Consider the following 21,284-nt stretch of genomic DNA (forward strand, 5'->3'; position numbering starts at 1 on the left):
CCTGCTCCTCAGACGGAAAGGGACGATGGCCGATGCTCGCGGACACTCACGCCAGGTTCCGGTCCTCGGGCCGCGACGCCCTGCTCGGCGGCCGGGCCGTCCATGACCGCCCGCTGACCGACGGCAGCCACCGCTGGGGGATGTCGGCCGTGCTACGGCCGAAGGGGCCCGCGGCGGCGGCGGAGCAGTCCAGGTCGCCGTCGTCGGTCCTGACGGCGACGACCCGGCCGCCCTTGGTCGCGAAGCCGCGCACGGCCAGGTGCTCGGTGAGCCCGACGTCGTTCTCACCCAGGTGGCGGGCGAGGGAGTCGGCGAAGGCGACCGGGTTCATGACGCCCTCCCCCTCGACGCGGTAGCCCGCGGCGACCCGGCGCCGGACGGCCGGGGCTGCTGCGGATCATCCGCGAGACCTTCGCCGACCCGCAGGACCTGGTCGCGGCGGTCAGTTCCGGGCGCTTCGCCGTACTGCGGTGGGCCGCCGACCGCGCCGAACCCGACTACGGGCGGCTGGCGGCGGCCGTCAGGCAGCGGGCCGGGCTCCAGGCGCGCGTCGGCGTCGGCGGCAGCGCCACGACCGTGCCCGGACTGCACGCCGCCTACGAGGACGCCGCCTCGGCGCTGCGGCTCGGCGCGCGAGCGCGGCCCGGCTCAGTCTCTACCTCGCGTGTGTGGCGGACCAGCTCGGCGAATAGGAATCCTGGCCTGGGTAGACAGGTTTAAAAGTATGGCTCTGCGGATAGTCGCCAGGTTTGGAAGTGGTCCCCAGCGGGAGCACTATGGTCACGTATCTCTTCTTGAGGAGAGCGCCGTGGACGAAAACCTGCCCGGCGGAGCGCGCGTCATCGTCGGGGTGGACGAGTCCGCGGCCGCGCGCCTGGCTCTGGCATGGGCGATCGGCACGGTCCGCCTGCGCCGGATGCCGCTCGTGGCCGTGCACGTGGCCCGTGCCCCGATCCACGCGTTCCCCGAGGCCCTGCCCGTGCAGCACGCGGCGCGGGCGGGCGACGAGTCCCGCTCGGCCGACGTGGTCAACGCCGCCTTCGACGAGGTGGCGGGCGGGCTGCCGCACGACGTGCACACGGTGATCGTCGGGCGCATGGGCGACCCCGGCTACCACCTGGTCGAGCTGGCCCACGAGGGCGATCTGCTGGTGCTCGGGCGCAGCCACCGCAGCCTGCTGAGCCGGGTGCTGCTGCCGAGCACCAGCATGTACTGCGCCAGGCACGCCCGCGCCACCGTCGTCATCGTCCGCGAACCCGCCCCGCCCGAGGAGCCGCCCCTGTCGGCGTCCCGGACGCGCCGCTTCTGGAGCAAGTGACGCCCCCCGATGCGCGGAGCGACGCTCCCAGGCCGGGTGACGCGGGGCCGCTTCTGCGGCATGTGACGGTCTCGGGCCGGACCACGTGAAAGGGCCGCCGACCCCGGTCAGGGTCGGCGGCCCGGCTCGCAGGACCTACTTGAACGCCTTCAGGCGCAGGCTGTTGCTCACCACGAAGACGCTGGAGAAGGCCATCGCCGCACCCGCGATCATCGGGTTCAGCAGCCCGAGGGCGGCCAGCGGCAGGGCGGCCACGTTGTAGGCGAAGGCCCAGAACAGGTTGCCCTTGATGGTCTTGAGCGTCTTGCGCGACAACCGGATGGCGTCGGCGGCCACCCGCAGGTCACCGCGCACCAGCGTCAGGTCGCTGGCCTCGATCGCGGCGTCGGTGCCCGTGCCCATCGCCAGACCCAGGTCGGCCTGGGCGAGCGCGGCGGCGTCGTTGACGCCGTCACCCACCATCGCGACCGTCTTGCCCTCGGACTGGAGCCGCTTGACCACGCTCACCTTGTCGGCGGGCAGCACCTCGGCGATGACCTCGTCGATACCCACCTCGGCGGCCACGGTCTTCGCGACGGCCTCGTTGTCGCCGGTCAGCAGCACCGGGGTCAGGCCCAGCGCGCGTAGCTGCCCGATCGCCTCCTTGCTGGTCGGCTTCACGACATCGGCGACCACGAGGACCGCGCGGGCCTTGCCGTCCCAGCCGACCGCCACAGCGGTACGGCCGGCGTTCTGCTCCCGCTCCAGCGCCGCGACGAGGTCGGCCGGCAGGTGCTGCGACCACTCCTCCAGCAGCCGGGGCCGGCCCACGAGCACCGCGTGCCCGTCGACGATGCCCTGGACGCCGAGGCCCTCGACGTTGGCGAAGTCCTCCACCTTCGAGGTGCTGGCCGCCGCCTTCGCGATGGCCTGGGCGATCGGGTGCTCGGAGGCGTGCTCCAGAGCGCCCGCCAGGCGCAGGACCTCCTCGCGGGTCTCGCCCTCGGCCAGGTGGACGTCGGTCAGCGTCATGCGGCCCTCGGTGACCGTACCGGTCTTGTCCAGGACGATCGTGTCGATCTTGCGGGTCGACTCCAGGACCTCGGGGCCCTTGATCAGGATGCCCATCTGGGCACCCCGGCCGGTGCCGACGAGCAGCGCCGTCGGCGTGGCCAGGCCGAGCGCGCACGGGCAGGCGATGATGAGCACCGCGACCGCCGCGGTGAAGGCGGCACCGGCGCCGTTGCCGGTGCCGAGCCAGTAGCCGAGCGTGCCCACCGCGAGGGCGATCACGATCGGGACGAACACCCCGGAGATCCGGTCGGCCAGCCGCTGGACCGCGGCCTTGCCGGTCTGGGCCTCCTCCACGAGCTTGGCCATCTGGGACAGCTGCGTGTCGGCGCCGACCCGGGTGGCGCGCACGATCAGGCGGCCGCCCGCGTTGACGGTGGCGCCCGTGACGCCGTCGCCGGGGGCGACCTCGACCGGGACGGACTCGCCCGTCAGCATCGAGGCGTCCACGGCGGAGGTGCCCTCCACGATCACGCCGTCGGTGGCGATCTTCTCGCCGGGCCGTACGACGAAGGTGTCTCCGACCTTCAGCTCGTCGGTGGGGATGCGGCGGCCGTCGGCCAGCTCCACGTCCTTGGCGCCGAGCTCCAGCAGCGCACGCAGGGCGGCGCCCGCGCGGCGCTTGGAGCGCGACTCGAAGTAGCGTCCGGCCAGGATGAACGCCGTGACGCCCGCGGCGGCCTCAAGGTAGATGTTCATCGAGCCGTCGGTGCGCTCGATGGTGAACTCGAACGGGTGCGTCATGCCGGGGACGCCCGCCGTACCGAAGAACAGCGCCCACAGCGACCACAGGAACGCCGCGATCGTACCGATGGACACCAGTGTGTCCATCGTGGCGGCGCCGTGACGCAGGTTGGTCCAGGCGGCCTTGTGGAACGGCCAGCCCGCGTACACCACGACCGGCGCCGCCAGCGTCAGCGACAGCCACTGCCAGTACTCGAACTGCAGCGCGGGGACCATCGCCATCGCGATCACCGGGACGCTCAGTGTGAGCGCGGTGACCAGGCGGTTGCGCAGCGGCCTGAGCTCGTCGTCGTCGGCCGCGCCTTCGCCCGCCGCCGCCTCGGCCTTCGGCGGCTTCGGCAGCGCGGCGGTGTAGCCGGCCGACTCCACGGTGGCGATCAGGTCCTGCGGGTCGAGGCCCTCAGGAAAGGTGACCTTCGCCTTCTCCGTCGCATAGTTGACCGTCGCGCTGACGCCGTCCATCTTGTTCAGCTTGCGCTCGATCCGGTTCGCGCAGGACGCGCAGGTCATGCCGCCGATCGAGAGCTCGACCGCGCCCTGGGGCTTGTCGTCGGTGAGGGAGGACATCACCTCTCCTTTCTGTCTCGCGCCCTGCTAGTGGCTGTGCGGGGTGGAGTCGTGGTCGTTCTGCGCCGGTTCGGGCTTGGGCGCGTTCGGGTCGGGCTCCCCCGCCTTCGCGGTGAAGTCGGCCGTGCGGACGGTGCCGCCGTGCTGGAAGTCCAGGAACAGGCGGTAATCGCCGCCGCTGGGCGCCTCCGCGTAGAACGTGATCTCCGGGCCCGGCTTGGTCTTGCCGTCGCCGGGGGCGCCGTCCGGGTGGACGTGCAGGTAGGCGAGGTCGCCCGCGCGCAGAACCACCAGGTGGCCGTACGCTTCGAGGTAGGGCTCCAGGTCCGTGACCGGCTTGCCGTCCTTGCTGACCGACAGCGTCAGCTTGGTGGACTTGCCCGGCACCAGGTCGCCGTCCAGTGACACAGTGTATCCGTCGACCTCGGCCGTCTTGGCGGCCGCCTTCAGCGGCTTCGGCTGGTAGTCGCCGGCAGCTTGCAGGTCGGCGCCCAGCGTCAGCGCGGGGCCGCCGGTCGGCGAGAAGTCGGCGAAGGCGCGGTAGGCGCCCGCACCCGGCAGGGTCAGCTTCGTGGACCAGGTGCCGTCCGCGCTCATCTCCGGGTGGACGTGCTGGAACGTGCTCAGGTCACGGGAGACGACGATGAGGTGGAGCTTCTTGTCGTGGTTGACCTGGAAGTCGGTGACCGGCTTGCCGGTGGGGCCGGTGATGGTGAACCTGAAGTCGCCCGCTTCGCCGGCTTTCAGGGTGGTGAGCGGGTTGAAGGTGTAGCCGTTCTGCGACACTTGGAGCCCCCCAGGGGTATCACTGCTCTGCTTGTCGTCACCGGCGGCGGGGCTCGGCTGCGTCTCCTGTGCCTGCCCGTGCCCGGCGTGCGCCTGGGTCGCGGGCTTGGCGGCGGGCTGGGCCTGGGTGGACGGGGCGGCGTCGGCCGGGGGGCCGATCAGGTTGCCCGCCCCCCAGGTGCCGCCGAAGACGACCACCAGACCGAGCGCGTACGTGCTCAGCCTCGTCGCGGTGTTCATGCGTTGGTCACCAGTTCGTATCCGGCCTCTTCGACGGCGCCGCGGATGGCGGCCTCGTCAACGGGGTCGGCGCTCTCGACGGTCAGCAGGCCGCTCGCCAGGTCCACCTCTACGGAGGAGACACCCGCGACCTCGCCGACCTCTTCCTTGACAGAGCTGACGCAGTGTCCGCAGGTCATGCCCTTGACGGTGTAGGTAGCGGTGCTCATCTCGTACTCCTTACTGGTTGCTGTCCCGGCCAGTGTAACACCGTACCCCCCTAGGGTATTTCCCCGGCCTGAAAAATCTGCGTTTTCTTGGCTTCGACGGCTCGCGGCGGTGGCCACCATCAGGCTCTGAGCAGGGAGAACGCGCGACAGGTCCACACATACCCCCAGGGGGTCAGCGCCAACCGTCGGGGGCGCCCAGGTCTTTCAGAGCCCGCGAATTGCCCCGAAGCCGACTTGAGGTTCTAGCGTGAACCGCGTTCCGACCTTCGAAAGGACCGCGATGCGGATCAGCACCACGCTGCCCATGACGCCCGCCGGCGTACCCGACCCCATGATGGCGAGCCACCTTGAGAACCTCGGTTACGACGCCGTCAGCACGCCCGACTTCATCGTCGGCGACGGGACGCCCGGTTTCGACGCCATGCTCGTGATGGCCGGGGCCGCAGCCGCGACCGAGCGGATCGCGCTGGAGTTCGGCGTGCTCAGCCTGCCGCTGCGCCCCATGGCCTGGGTCGCCACGCAACTGCAGACTCTTCAGCATTTGTCAGGCAACCGGGTGGTTCTCGGCGTCGGGATCGGCGGTTTCCCCGGATCACCGTTCTGGCGTGCGGTCGACGGACCCCTCAGCGGGCGCGGACGCCGGACGGATACCGCGCTGAGCGTCCTCCCGAGCCTCATCAGAGGCGAGCCGACCAAGGTCGGCGACGAAGAGGTCACCCTGGCTCCGGCCGCCCCAGTCCCACCGATCTTCGTCGGCGGGAACTCCGAGGCGGCGATGCGCCGCGCGGTCCGCTACGGGGACGGCTGGGTGCCCTCCCTGATCAGCCCCACGGCGCTCGCCAAAGCAGCGGTACGGCTGGGCGAACTCGCGCGGGAACTCGACCGGCCGGTCCCGGCGATCTCCGTGGGCGGTCACGCGATCCTCGCCGACGACCCGGCCGCCGTGGAGTCGTTCGTGCGCGTCCTGGTGGACGTCCACGGCATGCCGCCGGAGGAGGCGGCGACGGTACCCGTGACCGGCGGCCCCGCGCAGGTGGCCGAACGCCTGCACGCGTACGCGGAGGCCGGCGCCGAGTCGGTCGGGCTGAGCCTCGACGGCGGAGACTGGGCACGTCAGACCGAAGTCCTCGCCGAAGCCCGCGCATCCCTGCCCCGATAGCCGACCTCCGCCTTCAGACGCGCCGATCAGGGAAGGGGGGTGATGTGGTCGAAGGCGATCAGTACCCCTCCCGTCAGCGGATGGGTCACCACGTCGGCCCGGACCCCGAACACCTCGGCGATCAGCGACGGCGTCAGCACCTCGGCCGGTGCCCCGGAGGCGACGATCCGTCCCGACGACAGCACGTGGACACGGTCGCAGACCGAGGCGGCGGCGTTGAGGTCGTGCAGGGCGGCCAGCGTGGTCGTCCGCTGACCGCGCAGCAGGGCCAGCAACTCGACCTGGTGACGGATGTCCAGGTGGTTGGTGGGCTCGTCCAGGACCAGTACCCGGGGCTCCTGCGCCAGCGCACGGGCCAGGAGCACCCGCTGGCGCTCCCCGCCCGACAGCCCGGTGAAGGGCCGGTGGGCCAGCCCGTCCATGCCGACCTGCTGCAACGCCCCCTGAACGAGCGCCCTGTCGTGGGCGTTGTCACGGGAGAAGGCACCCTTGTGGGGCGTCCGCCCCATGGCCACGACCTCGGCCACGGTCAGCTCGAAGTCGGTGGCCCGCTCCTGCGGCAGGGCGGCCACGAGGCGCGCACTCGCGGCGGGCGCCCGCTGCCACAGGTCGTCCCCTGCCAGCAGGACCCGCCCGGCGGCGGGCCGCAGGTGCCGGTAGAGGGTACGCAGCAGCGTGGACTTGCCGCTGCCGTTCGGACCGACCAGCCCGGCGATCTCACCGTCGCCGACCAGGAAGTCGACGCCGGAGACGACGCGGGTACCCGCCAGGTCCACCGACACCGTGTCGACGGTCACGTTCATCGCCGCTCCAGTCGCCGGTCCAGCAGGTACAGGAACAGCGGCGCGCCGATGAGCGCGGTCACGATTCCGATGGGGATCTCCTCCGGTTCCAGGGCGATGCGGGCGACCACGTCGACGGCCACCAGGAGCACGGCGCCGGTCAGCGCGGACAGCGGCAGCAGTTTGCGGTGCTCGGTGCCCGCCAGGAGCCGGACGACGTGCGGGACCATCAGGCCCACGAAGCCGATCGCGCCGGAGACCGACACCATGAGCGCGGTGAGCGCGCTGGTGACCACGAACAGCTCCCGGCGTAGCCGCGCCACGTCGATGCCCAGCCCGGCGGCGGTCTCGTCGCCCATCAGCAGCGCGTTGAGCGGCCGCGACCTGGCCAGCAGGGCCAGCAGGCCGAGGGCCACGCCGATCGCGGGCAGCGGCAGCAGCCGCCATTCGGTGCCGCCGAGGCTGCCGAGCATCCAGAACAGGATGCCCTTGGTCTGCTGCTCGTCGTCGGCGCGCAGGATGACGAAGCTCGTCAGACCGGCCAGCAACTGGCCGACGGCCACGCCGCCGAGGACCAGCCGCATCGGCGCGTAACCGCCGCCCCTGCGGGCGATCAGCCAGACCAGTCCGAAGGCGAGCAGCGCCCCGGCGAACGCGGCCGTCGGCAGGCCGACGCCGGCCAGCGCGCCGGCGCCGCCGTACACGATGACCATGACGGCGCCCAGCGAGGCGCCCGAGGAGACGCCGAGCAGGTAGGGGTCGGCGAGGGGGTTGCGGACCAGCGCCTGGGTGACGGCGCCGACGATGCCCAGGCCCGCGCCCACCACGACGGCGAGCAACGCCCGGGGCAGGCGGACCTGCCAGACGACGACCTCCTCGCTGACCGTCCAGCCGGACGCGTCGCCGAGGCCACTGATCTTGTGGGCCACGATCGTCCACACGGTGCCCGCAGGAATGTCCAGCGGGCCGAGTGAGACGGCGAGCGTCACCGCCAGGGCGAGAGTCAGCAGCAGGAACGCCGTGACGGTGAGTGCCCTGCGTGACATGGGTGCGACGGCACTCACCCGGCCGCCTTGATCCGGCCGGGGTGGATCGCGGCGGCGATGGAACGCACGGTGTCGGCGTTGCGTACGCCGCCGATGGTGGTCACCTCGGAGCGGATGCGCAGGAACCTGCCCGCCTTGACCGCCCTGAGGTCGCGGGTGGCGGCGAAAGTGGACAGGAACTCCGCCGCCTCGTCGAAGGCGCGCGCGTCGGCGGCGGTGTCGCCACGGCCTCGGACGCCGAGCTGGATCCAGTCGGGGTCGCGCTCGACGACCTCCTCCCAGCCGACCTTCTTGAAGTCGTCGGCGCAGTCGTCGAAGACGTTGCGGGCGCCGGCCAAGGTGTAGACGGCGTTGGCGACCTGGCGGTTGCAGGGGGTCATGGGTGCGTCGGTGCCGGCGTCGTAGTCGAAGAAGAACACGCTGGGCCGCGCGGCGCCCGCGACGGCGCGTTCCACCTCGGCCAACGTGGTGTTCATGCCGTCGAGGACGCGTTCGGCCTCCGTCGCCCGGCCGGTGATGGCGCCGAGCCGGGCGATGTCGGCCTGCAGGACCGACAGGTCGGTCTGCGGGCCGTTCATCGCCGGGGCACAGGCGGTGGAACGCAGCAGAACCTTCCTGATGCCGACCCGGGCCAGTTGTTCCGGGGTGGCGACGTCGTCCATCCCGGCCAGCGCTCCCCACGCCTCGACATAGGTGTCGGCGCCGGAGCCGAGCAGCTGCTCGCGGCTGATGCCGCGCATCGCCCCTCCGGTGGCGTCACCGCCGAACGAGGGGACCTTGGCGGCGGCCGCGGCGAGTTCGGGCGGCAGGTCGCCCTTGCCGGGAGGGAACCCGGTGCCGACGACCAGCTCCTGCGCACCGAGCCACAGGAGGATCTCCAGGCCGGCGGCGTTGCTGGTGACGATCTTCCTGGCGGGTTCGTCGAAGGGGGTGACCTTGCCGGTGCAGTCGGGCACCTGGACCGGGAAGCCCGCCGCTGCGGGCGGCGGCGCGGCCGACGGCGCGACGGCGCAGCCGGTCAGCAGGGCGGAGGTCAGCAGGATCAGGGCAGGCGAAAGACGAGACACGTGGATCTGCTCCCAGATGGGTGAACCGGTCGGTACGGCATGCGGCCACGACCGGCCCCGCCTCACCAGGCCCGATCGACTGCCGCCACGATCCCCGGGGGCGGGCCGCGCCGTACCAGCACATGACGCAGCGGAGCGACGGACGGGCACGCGCTCGGGCGTACCGGCCGGGAGGGTGGGCGAAGGTGCTCGCGCTCGCCGAGCACCACGCGCAGGAGCCGAAACCCGCAGGTCAGGAGCAGGCGGAGCAGCGACCACAGGGCGCGTTCGCCCCGCTCCAGCCACAACGCGGTCAGCACGACCGCCCACGCGTGCGCCACGAGCATGCCCACGCCGGGCCCGCCGTGTGTCAGATGCTCGTTCGCCGGGATGACCGCCACCGGGCACATCGCGCCGAACAGCGTGTGCAGCCCTGCCTGGACCAGCGCCAGGATGAACAGGATCGGCGGGAGAGAACGTTCACGCCAGGCCAGGGCCAGCGCGGCGGGCAGCGTCAGGGCCAGACCGGCCACCAGCGCTTCGGCATGGACCATGCCACCGCCGACCAGGTGCGCGAGGCAGGCCAGCACGACGCACGCGACGGCGAAGACCGCCGCCCGCGTGACCCGCAGGATCCAGTCCCCTGCCATGACCTCACACTCGCGCGGCAGGGCGTCCGCCGGCGGGATCCGAAGGATCAGCGGATGCCGTTGTCGCCGACCTGGTGATGTCGGACGTCGGCACCATGAGAGAGCCGCCCTTCTTCTTTCGCCCAGCGTCAGCTACTTCTTCGCTCGATCGCCCTCTGGAGCGGGCCGGGCTCGCCGTAGCGGCCCGGCGTCTCACTTCACGAGGTCAGGCGGGGACCTTGTCGAGGAAGCCGAGGACCTTGCGGATCCTGCCGTCCTCGGCCAGTTCCACCACGTCGAAGCCCACGACCAGCGGTTCGGCCGCGCCACTCGGCGCCAGGTGCCAGGTGAAGCGGGCGATGTCGTGGTGGGCGTCGAAGACCTCACCGGCGGTGAACACGCATCCGGGGAACATGTCCTGCGCCCCGGCGATGACCGCGGCGATGCTCTCATGACCTGTCACGGCCGCCAGAGGGTCGGTGTAGGTGGCGTCCTCGGTCCACAGTTCGGCCACGGCCTTGGCACGGGCTTCAGCGTCTGTCTCGTTCCAAGCCGCTACATAGCGGTCGATCAACGTCATCAGATTGTCCTTTCCTTGGTCGGCGCCAACTGGCGACGTCTGTTCGTGGGTTCGCCATCGGTCAGTCGCCCCAGCCGCCGGCGTCGAGGATGTCGTCCCACGTGGTGTAGGGGAGCTCGGGGTGCCGCTGGTGCAGCATCTCGCCGGGCAAGGTGGTGGGCGGTGCCTTGCGCGGGTCGGCGAGCCCCTGGGCGATGATGGCGTCGGTCATGGCGCGGGCGCCGCCATAGCGGGGGTAGATCGCGTGCACGCGGTCGGCGTAGCCGGCGGGGAGCGTGTCGGGGCCGCCGCCCACGTCGATGCCGATGCCGTCCTGCGCGATCGTGATCTCGGGTGGGCGGCGGCGGATGAACACCGGTGACTCGTGCAGGCCGTACGAGGTGTGCAGGGCGATGCCGTCCCAGACGGTGTCGACGCGGCGGTCGGTGATGCCGTGCTTCTCCAGGAACTGTGCGGCGAAGTCGGCGCCGTCGAGTTCGAACCGCTGGCCGGTGTCGGTGCGGGCGGTCAGCCCCATGTCGTGCAGCGCGCAGATGAGGAACATGACCTCCACGTCGTAGTCACGGCCCGGCCGGCGGCCTTTCTGCCCGGCGGCGGCGCGGGCGAACAGGAAGCTGCGCAGGCTGTGATTACGCAGGTACGGCTCTTGGGCGTCGGTGACCAGCCGGCGGGCCGCCAGGGCGATCGCCGTACCGGGGAAGGACAGGTCGGCCGACGCGGCGGGCTCTGTGTTCTGGACGGCCCGGTCGTTCTGGACGGCCTGGGCGTTCTCGACAGCCTGGGCGTTCTGGACGGCCTGGGCGTTCTGGACGGCCTGGGCGGAGGCGGCCGCGGGGGTGTCGGCCGCGAAAGCGGCCGCACCGGCGAGGCCGGCTCCCAGCAGAGTTCGGCGGGGCACGGACGAGCTCATGGGGATTCCTTCGAGAGGTTGGTGTGGGACGTACGGAAGCGCTGGCGGTAGGCGGTCGGTGTTGTGCCCAGGACCTGGAGGAACGCCCGGCGCATCGACTCGTCGGAGCCGAAGCCGCAGCTGCGGGCGATCGAGTCCACGCCGGCCGCGCTGGTCTCCAGGAGAGCCTGGGCCGCCTCGACCCGGATCCGCTCGACGTACTGGCCGGGCGTGAGACCGATCTCGCGGCGGAACAACCGGGTCAGATGACGCTCGCTCACCGCGGCCCTGTCCGCCATCGCGGCGAGGGTGTGGTTGGCCGCCGGTTCGGCCGCGATCGTGTCCAGGAGCCGGCGCAACGCGGGCCGGCGCGGCGTGGCCACGGCTTCGCGCACGCTGAACTGCGACTGGCCACCCGGGCGTTGCAGGAACACCACCATGTACTTGGCCACCGATCGCGCCAGGTCCGGGCCGTGGTCCTCCTCGACGAGGGCGAGCGCCAGATCGATCCCGGCGGTGACACCGGCGGAGGTGACGATGGGCCCGTCCCGGACATAGAGGGCGTCCGGTTCCACGGCGACCCTCGGAAACCGCGACGCCAGGTCGGCGCAGGCGGCCCAGTGCGTCGTGGCCCGCCGCCCGTCCAGCAGCCCGGCTTCGGCCAGCAGCAACGCTCCCGTGCACACCGAGGCCACCCGGCGCGTGCGCCCGGCGAGATCGGGCAGCAGGCGCAGGAACAACTCCGCCGCGTGGTCACCGTCGGGGTGGGCGTAGCCCGGCACCAGCAAAGTGTCGATCGACCCCGTCAGCTCGCCCAGAGCCAGGTCCACCCCCAGCGGCACGCCGATGTCCGTACGCACCGGGCACCCGTCGACCGAGGCGAACCGGATCCGGTAGCGGCCGGACCCGTGCAGGATCTGCACCGGACCGGCCACGTCCAGCAGCACCACTCCGTCATAGACGGCCACGACCACATCTGCCACCCCACCAGCCTTGCGGCCCCCCCGGCAGGTCCACAAGGACCACCTGCCCACAGATCAGGACATCCCCGATCGTCTCCGTGGGGCCTCCTGCTGTGCTGTCTTTGCGCGGCGTGCGAAGCCCTCGGCGACGGGCCGTCGGAGCCTTCGCCGTACCTCTCCTGCAGTCAGGAGACCTTCACTTATCACGACAAATCCGGCACTAGTCGATCACCCTGCGTGCACCTCCAGCCCCAGCCGTATGCCCAGCTCTCACCACTCTCTATGTCTTTCACCACACACCACCCCGTACCCGAGCTGTCCTTGGGGCGAAAGCGGTGGCACATAACCCGCATCTCGTTCAGGCTCAACAGAAGCACCACGCCCATACCTTGCTAGGCTGCAAGGCAACCGTTGGGTCTCACCCCGGCAGGTGAGACCGTCGAAGAAGTGGGGTCACACCGTGAAGAAGCTGATCGTTCTAGCGCTGATCGCTCTTGGGGGGCTGCTGATCTGGCGTAAGGTGCAGGCCGACCGCGCCGAGCTTGATCTGTGGACCGAGGCGACCGGTAGCGAGAACTAACCGACCTGGCGAGGCGATGAGCGACGACGTCCCCATCAAGCTGGCGTGCCTCGATCTCGCCGGCACCACGATCGGTGACATCGGCATGGTCGAGCGTGCGTTCGCCGAGGCGATCGCCACTCAGGGCATTGTCCCCGGGACCGGGGCCTATGCGCGTGCCATGGTTCACGTGCACCGGTCCCGGGGCTGCCCCAAGATCGAGGTGTTCCGGGGGATCTTCCCCGAGAACGAGGCCCAGGCCCAGGCGGCCAACCTGACCTTCGAGCGTTCGTACGAAGGCACGCTGGAGCGCGCGGGTCTCGTGCCCATGCCCGGAGTCGTCGAGGTGCTGGACAAGCTCCGAGGCTCCGGTGTCCGTCTTGCGCTGATCACGGGCTTCAGCCGCAACACGTTAGGTCGTGTCCTGTCCCTCCTTGGCTGGCACGAACGTATCGACCTGGCGATCTGCCCTGAGGACGCCGGCGGCCGGGGGCGGCCGTGGCCGGACATGGTGCTGCACGCCGTACTCAGGGCGGGAGTGGAGGACGTACGGCAGGTCGCGGTGATCGGCGACTCCGAGGCGGACATGCTGTGCGGCCGCCGTTCGGGGGCCTCCATCGTGGCCGGCGTGATGACGGGCGTCCACAGCCGCGAGCGTCTCCTCAAGGGCGGCGCCACGCACATCCTCGACTCCATCGCCGACCTCCCCAATTTGATCCTGAACGGAGATCCGGGGGCAGCCACTCAACCCGGGTAAGCGCCTCTTGCGGTGCGCGATGTGATGGCCTGGACGGCGACGACCAGGCCATTCGCATATCGAGGACTTGCAAGGACAATTAGTCGCTGTCTGGACACCCGCCGGGGCAGCTCGCGGGGCGGCATCCATTCGCTGATTCAGGCGGTCGAGAGCCCTTCGTCGGTCCACCTCGTGAGCGCGGCCTGGTGGCCTGTCTGAACGCCGTGCTGGTCGATCTTGAACCTGCCGAACATCGTGGTGGTTTCCAGGTCGAGGGCCGCGCGCCAGACCGCTGCCCGCGTCGGGTCCTGGGCGTGGCGGGTGCAGTGGGCGGCGATGGTGGCCGTGGCGGCGGCCTGGACGGCCGGATAGTCCGGGCTGGCTCCCACCGCCCGGCGGTAGCTCTCGACGAACTCTTCCTCTGTCATTCCGAGGTGGGGAGTCTCGGTGCCGCCTGGGAACCATTGGCCGATGCCGTAGATGCCTGTTGGGCGGGTGACGTGTTCGCCGAACTCGTGTACTCCTGCGGCGACCGCGCAGATGACCTCGGGCGGTGTGGCTGACGCCTGAGCGCTCAGGACTCGCGCGATGTCCTCCTCGAAGGATCCGGCGCACAGGAGGCTCCAGGCTGCGGATGTCGTGGGGAGGGGTTCGTCGGGGGTGAGACGGTTGGTCGGTATCCCGAGGGAGTGGGCGACTTCTTCGGCGCCGTCGGCGACTTGGCGGCCGAATCGTCCGCGGCCTTGGGCGATCCACAGCTCCCGCGACGGCCTGGGTGCGAGGACGCGTCGTACGAAGGGTTCGGCGTAGCCGCTTGTCGGGGTGAGTATCGAGACGATGTGTCCCGGGTGGGCGGACTCCACGTCGTCGCCGGATCCGCCGTGGTTCCACAGGAGCCGGTCGCGTGTGGCGGCGACCGTGCCCGCGCGGCGCATCAGCTGTGTGGAGTACGGGCCCAGGATGACGTCGCACCGGTCGATGAGCCGGTGGAGGCGGTTCTCCAGGACGTCGGGGTCGCTGTGGTCGTCCTCGACGATCAGTTCGGCTTCGTCCGTGGTCTGCCAGATCTGGAGCGCGAGACGGGCCTGCGTGCCGAAGCGGGCGTAGCGCCCCGACAGGGACAGGCACGCACCCACACGCAGACGGGGGCTCTGAGTCATCTGATCTTCACCTCGTATCGAAGTCCGCCGAGAAGCTCATCGTTGGTGTCGAAGACCGCTCGTGCCGGCGATCACCGGACACTCTGCCGGAAACACGACAGCAACACTGGAGAGCGGAATCACGGAGGCGAGTTCGAACGGACACGAAGGGCCTCTCGCACGGTCGTCGTGTGCACACCAGGTGGCGCCGAAGTCTATGCTGTTGCTACGGTGTACAGCCGGAGCACGCACGACCTGCGAAGAGTTTTCGCAGGTCAGATGCTTGTTTTCTGGGGCCTTAGCTCAGTTGGCAGAGCGCCTGCTTTGCAAGCAGGAAGTCAGGAGTTCGAATCTCCTAGGCTCCACCTGCAACAACGCCCCGTCCCCTGGTCGGGGTACGGGGCGTTGAGTGTCTAAGCCTGGAAGATGAAATCCATCGCCGTCGCGCCCTCCTGCATCACCGGGCTGATCTGCTGGCAGTAGACCGTCTCCATGACCACAGAGTTCGTGTGGCCGACCAGGCGCGAGATGACCTCGGTCGGCACCCCGGAGTCCGACAGAACTGAGACGAAGCTTTGGCGCATCTCCCGGGACGTCCACCCGGCGCCCTTGACGACCTTCTTGAAGTCACGCCGGGACGTTGCCTCCCCTTGATCTCGCTTTCAGAGATGACGTTGCTCATTTGGACCCCCTTCTGCGCCCCGACAGTTTCGAGTGCAACTCACATTAGCCCCGCACTCTCGCCCGGACATTCCGAAACTCGGCTCTCGCCCGCAAGGCTTCATCTCTTCTGGCCGAATAAGCCCCAAAGGGCGGCGGGGCGTTCAGGTGAACCGACCGGCGGACCCATGGCCGAAGAATAGGCGCAGTCTTCACACAACGAAGACCGGCGCCAGTCGGTGGCTGTGCGACGCTAGGCGCTATACCGATACTCGTTCAATAGTTCTTGGACAGGCGGAACGTCGCGATATTGCGCAAGCCGCTTGAGCACGACTCGCGTCCGGTGTGCGGCGCGTTTGCTCGCCACATCGGCCGACAGGTCGAGCATTCGTCGCGCCGCCCTAACGGCTTCTTCAGGTTCATTCGCGTCCGCCAAGGCGACGGCCAGCCATGACAGGTAGAGCGAGAATTCTCGCGTGTGCGTCGTGTCATAGCGATTCAGCACGTCAACGAGGAGGGGAATCGCGCGGAGCGGGCGGCGGAGTTCGGTGTAGGCCCGTGCTTCCATCACCTGTAGTTCTCCGGCATTCACCCAGTACAGGTAAGCAGGGTTACCGTTACCCCGGTCACCGGCGAGCGCTGATCCCGCCTCACCTAGTGCACGCATGGTGGCCGGCCCGTCCCCTGTTCGCACGTGGGCCCACGCCACGCGATCCCAGGCGAGCGCCCGTGCCCGTCCAGGGGCATGCGGACCGAGCACGTGAAGCGCCGCCCGAGCCAGCGCTACCCCTTCGGCGGGGTCTCCGACGTTGGCGATCTGGTAGGCGAGAGAGCCGGTGAGATTCGATTCCAGAACCTCATCACCCGCTTCCCGCGCCGCCTCGATGCCAAGTCGATAGGTTCGCGCCGCGAGATCATGCTGTGCCGCGTCACTGGCGATCCACCCGGCGATTTGCGCGTACTCACCGATGATCACAAGCAGCGCACGGCCTACGTCGTCACTATGGGTGCTGTCTCGATACAAGTGCACAACGTCGTCGAGTTCTCGAAAGGCGGGTCCGATCAGGTCGTCGCCGCTGAGTACGTCATCGGCAAGGCGTAGCCCGTGCACGCGCGCCGACAAGTCGTTTACCGTACTCGCGCCTACTCTCCGCCTGTTTCGATGCGTGAAACGGGCTGCTAGCGGCTCGCCGGGCTGCGGGAGAAGCGTCGCCAGGATTTCATCGGGGCTGCGGCGAGATTCGGGCGCGCTGTCGAGGAACAGGTCACGCTCGCTGAGGCCGTACACCCTGCAATAGAGAATGGGATAGGGGTCTTTGGGTAGATTTCTACCCGCCTCATGGTCCTTGATCCGGCGAAGCACCGACTCGGGCATAGGCAGCGCGACGTCTTGGCCTGCGGCCTTGAAGAGCTGGGCAACGAGCTTCTTTTGTGGCCATGCTCGTTTGCGTCGCTCCTCGCGCAGACGCTCTGCCCATAGAGGTACTTCTCTGGGGTTTTCCTCAGCCATGCCGTCACACCTCGCAGTCAGGGGCGGGTGGCGTTCTTCGTATCCCTCAGTGTCCCTCAGCCGCACCTTTTTTGCCCATGCGATATGGCGCTGTGATGGATATCCACGCGGACGACCTCCGGCAACCGGCCCCGGACGCGGTGAGGCAAAGCACAGGCCGGGGCCTTGATCGCACTGGGAGGTGCGACCCATGGAGCACTTTAGATCTGCCCATGCCGAGACCGGTACCCCGACCATGCCCGTGTCCCCTGCCGGGCCACGGCGGGGGCAGGTGGTGACGCCCCTCGAGTCGGCAGAGCGGTTGCGTGACGTGCTGCGCGCCGCCCACGAGATCGAGGCCGACGTCCACAACGGGTACGGCCTGGCGCTCGTGTCGGTGTGGGTCGGCCTGGTCGTCTGGTGTGACCCGAATCGGTTCTGGTGGCGTCTCTATTGGAACGCCTGGCAGCGGCGGCCGGTCTACGCCCATCATCCGGTCACGGACGTGACCCGCGCGGCGCGGCGGATCGCGCTCCGCTACGCCGACCTCCGCCAGGCCCAAGCTCTGTGCGACCCGGTCGAGCGCACCGGAGTGGCGCCGTGAGCACGAAGCCGCAGGTCCCCTACATCACGGCTTGGTCTGGAGAGACCATGGATCATGGCCTCGGGTTCGTCTGGTCGGACGATGCCCGTGGACTCCGTCTCACTTACAAGAACCCTCATCCCGGCGATTGGTCGCTGGGCGTTCTGTGGATGCGCCAAGGGCTCACGGGCGGGGGCAAACCCGAATGGAAGCGGGTGAACGCCCTCAGACAGCGGCGGTGCATGCTCCGGAAGCTGTGCCAGGTGTGCGGCGGGTCGGCCGTTGACCAGGTCACCGGCCGTACCTGGTGGCTCCTGGCCGACGAAGCCGACCGGGGGCCGGCTGCCGCCGGGTACACGAACGCGCCCCCGACCTGCCTGCCGTGCATCCCCGACTCGCTGACCCTGTGCCCGCACCTGCGGCGGGGCTCCGCCGTCTACACCGTGAGCGACGCCCAGCCGTACGGCGTCATCGCCGACCTCTTCGCCCCCTCCGGCGGGAAGAAGATCGTCCACGTCCAGCGCAGCGCCACGCTTCAACTGGACGAGTTCCGCAAGCTTCAGCACGCCCTGGCCAAACAACTCCTCGTGGTCCTCGACGACCTGGTCCCGTACTCGGGCATCCCTCGCGTCCCCGAATCCCTGCCAGCCGAAGACTGGGGTCTCCGGCTCAGGAGAGTCAGCGGCGGCGACGCGCCAGCGGCCTCCCCGCGTCCGGGCGCGCTATGAGAGATCCGGACCCGGTGCTCGTCCTCGCCATCAGCGGGCTGGGCCCTACTGCCTGATCGTGCGCACACCCGAGACACGGGTGTGGGACGAGACCGCCGCCTTGTGCGGCCAGTGGGCGACGGTGGGCAACCACTGGGGCGAACCGTGCATATGGGAACCACTCACGGACACCGTGTGTGACGCGTGCTTCCAGGCCCTCGACCGCGAGCCCACCACACAGCCCACACCGTCAGAGACCGGGGCGGTGGGGGCGGGAGCGGCGAGTCCGGCACACGCGCGGGCCCGATAGACCGGCGCGGCGGTGAGCGCCCCACCTCGATGAGTCAGGCCCGAACCTCCAGGGCTTCGAGGTGCGTCCCCTGTGGCAGCTCCCGCCGCGCCTCCACCCTCTTCACCAGCACCACACCTGACCCCGGCGTCCTCGGTGCCCCTCTATGCTGCTGACCAGCGCAAACGCGACAAGTTTCGAGGGACGCGAATTCAAGTCTCCGCCGGGGGTCTGAGATCACGGGACGGGTGGGGCTGTGTGGGAGCGTGCTGGCTCTATTGGTCAGACGTCGCCGGATCGAGCCCGGTCTTCGGGAGGGCGAAGGGTTCTACAATCGTCGGCGCCTGCACTCGGCTATCGGCCGCCCTTGGAGGTGCTTGACGAGTTCCTGATGCCTCAAGCGGCCGCATGGGCTCTACGCCATGAGACGGCTGTCCGGAATTACCGTGGCCCCTCAGGTCGGGTCTCGTGGCTGCCGGGCGAGCCGCCCGGCAGCCACGAGGTTCTACGTTACCCAGCGTTGCACAGTCTGCCGACGTAGACAGCGTAATAGGCGAAGTCGTCGAGCTTCGTCAGGCCCGGCTTGACGCACATTTCGTAACGGCCTTCGATATGCGACTCGACTCTGATGATGATGTCAGTTCGCGGGCCCTCGTCGCAGTGCCCGTACCAGTTTCCGGTCGCGTCTCTGTAGTAGCCGCAGCGGATCTGGGCGGTTGTTTCTGAATCGGCGATTGTCGAAGCTGAGACCGGAGTCCCGGCTGACGCGACGGTGGCGGCCGCTATGGCTACGAGCACCGACTTCGCGATGGCGTGAGTTGCGAGGCGCAAGTTTCCCCCTAGGAATGCAGAAGAAGATCGGACCCAGTTAGCCAAGCGCATGGCGCTTTCGTAGCTCTGTCGTCCAGATTTCAGCTCTCTGTCGTCAAGACATCACGCCAGTTCAGATGCGTGTTGAGACGCTGGGTGCCTGGTGTCCCTCCATCGTGTGGGCCAGCGCGAACAGGGCTCGTTTGAGGGACACGACTCCATGCGCTTGCCCAGGTATTTCCGCGAGGGGGCCTCCGGGCTGGCGAGTTGTTTGTTGACACCGAACAACGTGGCTGATCACCTTATAGACGGTGGACGGCGATGAGGTTCAGCGCTCAGTTCGTGCACCCCACGGCCCGCCCGTTACCCTGCGAGCTTCTCCATCGCCAGCCCTACGACAAGTCGTACTCGTCGATCCATAGATGGGCTCCAACCCTGTGAAGAAAGCTAATGGCTTCTTCGTTAAGAAAGAGCCCTCCCGGACTGGAGTGCTCTCCCGGTTCGAACGACCGAAGCATGACCAACGTGGCCGTCGCGCCGCCGGCGGCCAGCTCTCCGATTCGATCCCAGGCGCCGGCCAACTGATTCATCACGGCTTCCACCTGCTCATCGAGTGAGGTGGTGGCCGCAAGGCCGGAGTCGAGCATCCATTCGTGACGTGGCGGCATCAGGCGCTCACTCTTCCTGCCGCGTCGTGACTCCTTCGCCTCAGATCGAGTCGGCTCGACGCCCACGTACTGCGTGATCCGACCAGGGTCTAATTCATCGGACTGGATCATAAAGTAAACCCGCTGCTCGACGATCACGTGGACACGGTAGCGGTTCAAGGGTCGGCGAGCACCTGCTCGACTGGGCAGGGACAGTCGCTTCTACTGCTCAAGACCTTGATCGTCGTGCCATTAAGGGCGGTCAGCAGCGGTCACTCGCGAACTGTCCTCAGAGCAGGTCGAGGCCACTGCGCCTGGTGATCGGACCGTTTTTTCAGCAGGAAATCAGGGGTTCGAATCTCCTAAGCTCCACCGCACGTGGTAGGCCACTTCCCATGATCGAGAAGTGGCCTTTCAATCTTGTACAGCTGCAAAGTACAGCTACGAGCCAAACCGACCGAGCGCCTCGCACGTGTCCGCCGAGTGGACCTCGCTGTACACGTTCATCGTTACCGCGATCTGGGCGTGCCGCAGGGATCTCCCCCTGCCGTCTCACGGGCTTCTTCGTACGCCGCATGGTGACCGCCATACCGAACCGCCGCGCCGACCGTCGGCCCACCGCCGCGCCAGCTCAGCCCTTCGCCTGCGCGATGGCCTCCATCCAGGCCCTGCGCTTGTTTACGACGAACCGAACTCGTTCATCGCTTGCTAAAGCGACCTCCATCCCGTTAGGCACGATGACGAGCGTGTCGACTGGCGCCGTCGCAGCGATCTCATCGAGCGGCCACGCCCAGACGCCCGTTTGGATGTTGACGGTGTGTGAGCGGGAGACCAACCACCTGGATGACCGTTCCTGCTGGGAGCAGATCCTTGAAGTCCTCGCGGCGCGCATCGACTCGGGCGAGTGGGGCCAAGTTCAAGATCTCCGAGGTCGAGCTCATGGAGGAGTTCGGTCACCGTACGCAAGGCCATGGAGCGCCAGCAGAATCTACACCGTCCCCAACCTGGGCAGCTCCGCGAAACCGACACGGACGCTCCCGACGGCAACCCCTCGGCGGAGTGAGCTGATTCTCGATCGGGCTGGCGCAGAGGCGATCAAACCCGCGATCATGGGGTGCATGGCATTACTCAGGCTGCTGACGATCGGCTTTCTCGGCGGTGTCGTAGGACTGCTGGTCTTCTGGACCCAGCGTGGTGACGGCTTTGAGCATGTACGGCTTGACGCCCTGTTGGCCATGGAGGCTGCACAGGTCGTAACGGTCCCACTTGGGTTGGTGGTGGGCATCGTGCTGGCCGCCACGCGGACGTGGACGCGTACGCCTGGCTATGTCCTCGGCTCGATCGCGATTCTGTTCGGTGCGATCGTCGCAACGCAAGGTTGGGCTACGACGAACTGGCTCGAAGGACCGGGTGGGGTCGGCGATACAGACGGCGAGTTCTTGATAGCTTTCATCGCTCAACTCTCTGGTGTGATCACCACCCTTCTTGGTCTGCTCATCGTCTTCTTTCGGTGGAACGGCCATGTGTCGCAGGTGGCACCGCCATCGGGTGGCAACGGGAGAAGCCGCCAGCCCCTGTCTCACGTCGAAGGCCATTCTCCGGCGCCCTCTGTGTCAGGCTCAAATGGGACACACAGTGAGGAAGTTCTCAGTGTGGCA

23 protein-coding genes, 1 tRNA gene and 1 pseudogene are annotated in these 21,284 nt (G+C 68.8%); 9 read left to right on the forward strand and 16 right to left on the reverse strand.

The annotated features are described in order from the left end of the window. Positions 1-46: 46 nt before the first annotated feature. Positions 47-376: pseudogene (locus tag ABD120_RS37740) on the reverse strand (FAD-dependent oxidoreductase); the annotation flags it as partial. A gap of 11 nt (positions 377-387) precedes the next feature. Here ABD120_RS37740 and ABD120_RS39960 point away from each other — a divergent pair. Continuing rightward, positions 388-720 (forward strand): hypothetical protein, encoded by a 333-nt coding sequence (locus ABD120_RS39960; RefSeq protein ID WP_425564107.1) that lies wholly within the window; start codon positions 388-390, stop codon positions 718-720. Between the two features lie 88 nt (positions 721-808). Further along, on the forward strand, positions 809-1,318 hold the full coding sequence (locus tag ABD120_RS37745; RefSeq protein ID WP_343955172.1) for a universal stress protein: 510 nt from the start codon (positions 809-811) through the stop codon (positions 1,316-1,318). Positions 1,319-1,453: 135 nt separating this feature from the next. Here ABD120_RS37745 and ABD120_RS37750 read toward each other — a convergent pair whose 3' ends face one another. The 3 genes from ABD120_RS37750 to ABD120_RS37760 are packed head-to-tail and all read right to left on the reverse strand — an operon-like array spanning position 1,454 to position 4,914. Further along, a complete protein-coding gene (locus ABD120_RS37750; protein WP_343955173.1) occupies positions 1,454-3,679 on the reverse strand; it encodes a heavy metal translocating P-type ATPase in 2,226 nt (741 codons plus the stop codon). Between the two features lie 27 nt (positions 3,680-3,706). Continuing rightward, positions 3,707-4,705 carry a hypothetical protein gene (locus tag ABD120_RS37755; RefSeq protein WP_343955174.1) on the reverse strand — a complete coding sequence of 333 codons (999 nt, stop codon included), beginning with the start codon at positions 4,703-4,705 and terminating at the stop codon, positions 3,707-3,709. Beyond that, positions 4,702-4,914 (reverse strand): heavy-metal-associated domain-containing protein, encoded by a 213-nt coding sequence (locus tag ABD120_RS37760; RefSeq protein WP_343955175.1) that lies wholly within the window; start codon positions 4,912-4,914, stop codon positions 4,702-4,704. Before ABD120_RS37760 ends, ABD120_RS37755 begins: the two co-directional genes overlap by 4 nt. A gap of 280 nt (positions 4,915-5,194) precedes the next feature. Between ABD120_RS37760 and ABD120_RS37765 the strand changes: the two genes are divergently transcribed. Beyond that, positions 5,195-6,073 (forward strand): LLM class flavin-dependent oxidoreductase, encoded by an 879-nt coding sequence (locus ABD120_RS37765; RefSeq protein WP_343955176.1) that lies wholly within the window; start codon positions 5,195-5,197, stop codon positions 6,071-6,073. Between the two features lie 26 nt (positions 6,074-6,099). Here the strand turns inward: ABD120_RS37765 and ABD120_RS37770 are convergent, their stop codons facing one another. The 7 genes from ABD120_RS37770 to ABD120_RS37800 form a co-directional block, all read right to left on the reverse strand. After that, the gene (locus ABD120_RS37770; protein WP_343955177.1) at positions 6,100-6,876 is read right to left on the reverse strand and encodes an ABC transporter ATP-binding protein; all 777 of its coding nucleotides are present in this window, start codon (positions 6,874-6,876) and stop codon (positions 6,100-6,102) included. Next, positions 6,873-7,901 carry a FecCD family ABC transporter permease gene (locus tag ABD120_RS37775; protein WP_343955178.1) on the reverse strand — a complete coding sequence of 343 codons (1,029 nt, stop codon included), beginning with the start codon at positions 7,899-7,901 and terminating at the stop codon, positions 6,873-6,875. The genes ABD120_RS37770 and ABD120_RS37775 overlap by 4 nt, the downstream gene beginning before the upstream one ends. A 14-nt stretch (positions 7,902-7,915) precedes the next feature. After that, the gene (locus tag ABD120_RS37780; RefSeq protein ID WP_343955179.1) at positions 7,916-8,968 is read right to left on the reverse strand and encodes an ABC transporter substrate-binding protein; all 1,053 of its coding nucleotides are present in this window, start codon (positions 8,966-8,968) and stop codon (positions 7,916-7,918) included. A gap of 62 nt (positions 8,969-9,030) precedes the next feature. Next, a complete protein-coding gene (locus ABD120_RS37785) occupies positions 9,031-9,597 on the reverse strand; it encodes an MFS transporter (RefSeq protein ID WP_343955180.1) in 567 nt (188 codons plus the stop codon). Positions 9,598-9,802: 205 nt separating this feature from the next. Further along, entirely contained in the window at positions 9,803-10,156 is a 354-nt protein-coding gene (locus ABD120_RS37790) for a nuclear transport factor 2 family protein (protein ID WP_343955181.1), read from the reverse strand. 61 nt (positions 10,157-10,217) lie between these two features. Then, positions 10,218-11,066 (reverse strand): HD domain-containing protein, encoded by an 849-nt coding sequence (locus ABD120_RS37795; protein ID WP_343955182.1) that lies wholly within the window; start codon positions 11,064-11,066, stop codon positions 10,218-10,220. Beyond that, positions 11,063-12,028 (reverse strand): GlxA family transcriptional regulator, encoded by a 966-nt coding sequence (locus ABD120_RS37800; RefSeq protein WP_343955183.1) that lies wholly within the window; start codon positions 12,026-12,028, stop codon positions 11,063-11,065. Before ABD120_RS37800 ends, ABD120_RS37795 begins: the two co-directional genes overlap by 4 nt. Before the next feature lie 439 nt (positions 12,029-12,467). On the opposite strand from ABD120_RS37800, the gene ABD120_RS37805 reads away from it, so the two are divergent. Both ABD120_RS37805 and ABD120_RS37810 read left to right on the forward strand, forming a co-directional pair. Next, a complete protein-coding gene (locus ABD120_RS37805; RefSeq protein ID WP_214319204.1) occupies positions 12,468-12,587 on the forward strand; it encodes a DLW-39 family protein in 120 nt (39 codons plus the stop codon). A 16-nt stretch (positions 12,588-12,603) separates the two neighbouring features. Further along, positions 12,604-13,323 carry an HAD family hydrolase gene (locus ABD120_RS37810; RefSeq protein WP_343955184.1) on the forward strand — a complete coding sequence of 240 codons (720 nt, stop codon included), beginning with the start codon at positions 12,604-12,606 and terminating at the stop codon, positions 13,321-13,323. Positions 13,324-13,460: 137 nt separating this feature from the next. Here the strand turns inward: ABD120_RS37810 and ABD120_RS37815 are convergent, their stop codons facing one another. After that, positions 13,461-14,462, reverse strand: a complete 1,002-nt coding sequence (locus tag ABD120_RS37815; RefSeq protein ID WP_343955185.1) for an ABC transporter substrate-binding protein — start codon at positions 14,460-14,462, stop codon at positions 13,461-13,463. A 271-nt stretch (positions 14,463-14,733) separates the two neighbouring features. Here ABD120_RS37815 and ABD120_RS37820 point away from each other — a divergent pair. Continuing rightward, positions 14,734-14,806 (forward strand) — tRNA-Ala (locus ABD120_RS37820). A 48-nt stretch (positions 14,807-14,854) separates the two neighbouring features. Here the strand turns inward: ABD120_RS37820 and ABD120_RS37825 are convergent. Both ABD120_RS37825 and ABD120_RS37830 read right to left on the reverse strand, forming a co-directional pair. Continuing rightward, positions 14,855-15,025 (reverse strand): site-specific integrase, encoded by a 171-nt coding sequence (locus tag ABD120_RS37825; RefSeq protein ID WP_343955186.1) that lies wholly within the window; start codon positions 15,023-15,025, stop codon positions 14,855-14,857. Between the two features lie 329 nt (positions 15,026-15,354). Beyond that, complete coding sequence (locus tag ABD120_RS37830; RefSeq protein WP_343955187.1) at positions 15,355-16,611, reverse strand: NsdA family TPR-like regulatory protein; 1,257 nt, start codon at positions 16,609-16,611, stop codon at positions 15,355-15,357. Between the two features lie 274 nt (positions 16,612-16,885). Between ABD120_RS37830 and ABD120_RS37835 the strand changes: the two genes are divergently transcribed. Beyond that, entirely contained in the window at positions 16,886-17,194 is a 309-nt protein-coding gene (locus ABD120_RS37835; protein WP_343955188.1) for a hypothetical protein, read from the forward strand. 194 nt (positions 17,195-17,388) lie between these two features. Next, entirely contained in the window at positions 17,389-17,901 is a 513-nt protein-coding gene (locus tag ABD120_RS37840; protein ID WP_343955189.1) for a hypothetical protein, read from the forward strand. A 778-nt stretch (positions 17,902-18,679) separates the two neighbouring features. On the opposite strand, the gene ABD120_RS39965 is transcribed toward ABD120_RS37840, so the two are convergent. Together ABD120_RS39965 and ABD120_RS37845 are read right to left on the reverse strand one after the other, a co-directional pair. After that, the gene (locus ABD120_RS39965) at positions 18,680-19,051 is read right to left on the reverse strand and encodes a DUF6355 family natural product biosynthesis protein (protein WP_425564104.1); all 372 of its coding nucleotides are present in this window, start codon (positions 19,049-19,051) and stop codon (positions 18,680-18,682) included. A 320-nt stretch (positions 19,052-19,371) separates the two neighbouring features. After that, positions 19,372-19,785: a DUF4279 domain-containing protein gene (locus tag ABD120_RS37845; protein ID WP_343955190.1), complete on the reverse strand. Its 414-nt coding sequence runs from the start codon at positions 19,783-19,785 to the stop codon at positions 19,372-19,374. 959 nt (positions 19,786-20,744) lie between these two features. Between ABD120_RS37845 and ABD120_RS37850 the strand changes: the two genes are divergently transcribed. Beyond that, a partial coding sequence (locus ABD120_RS37850) for a hypothetical protein (protein WP_343955191.1) occupies positions 20,745-21,284 on the forward strand: 540 nt, incomplete at its 3' end.

It is taken from the genome of Nonomuraea longicatena, from assembly GCF_039525605.1.
Lineage (GTDB): Bacteria > Actinomycetota > Actinomycetes > Streptosporangiales > Streptosporangiaceae > Nonomuraea > Nonomuraea longicatena.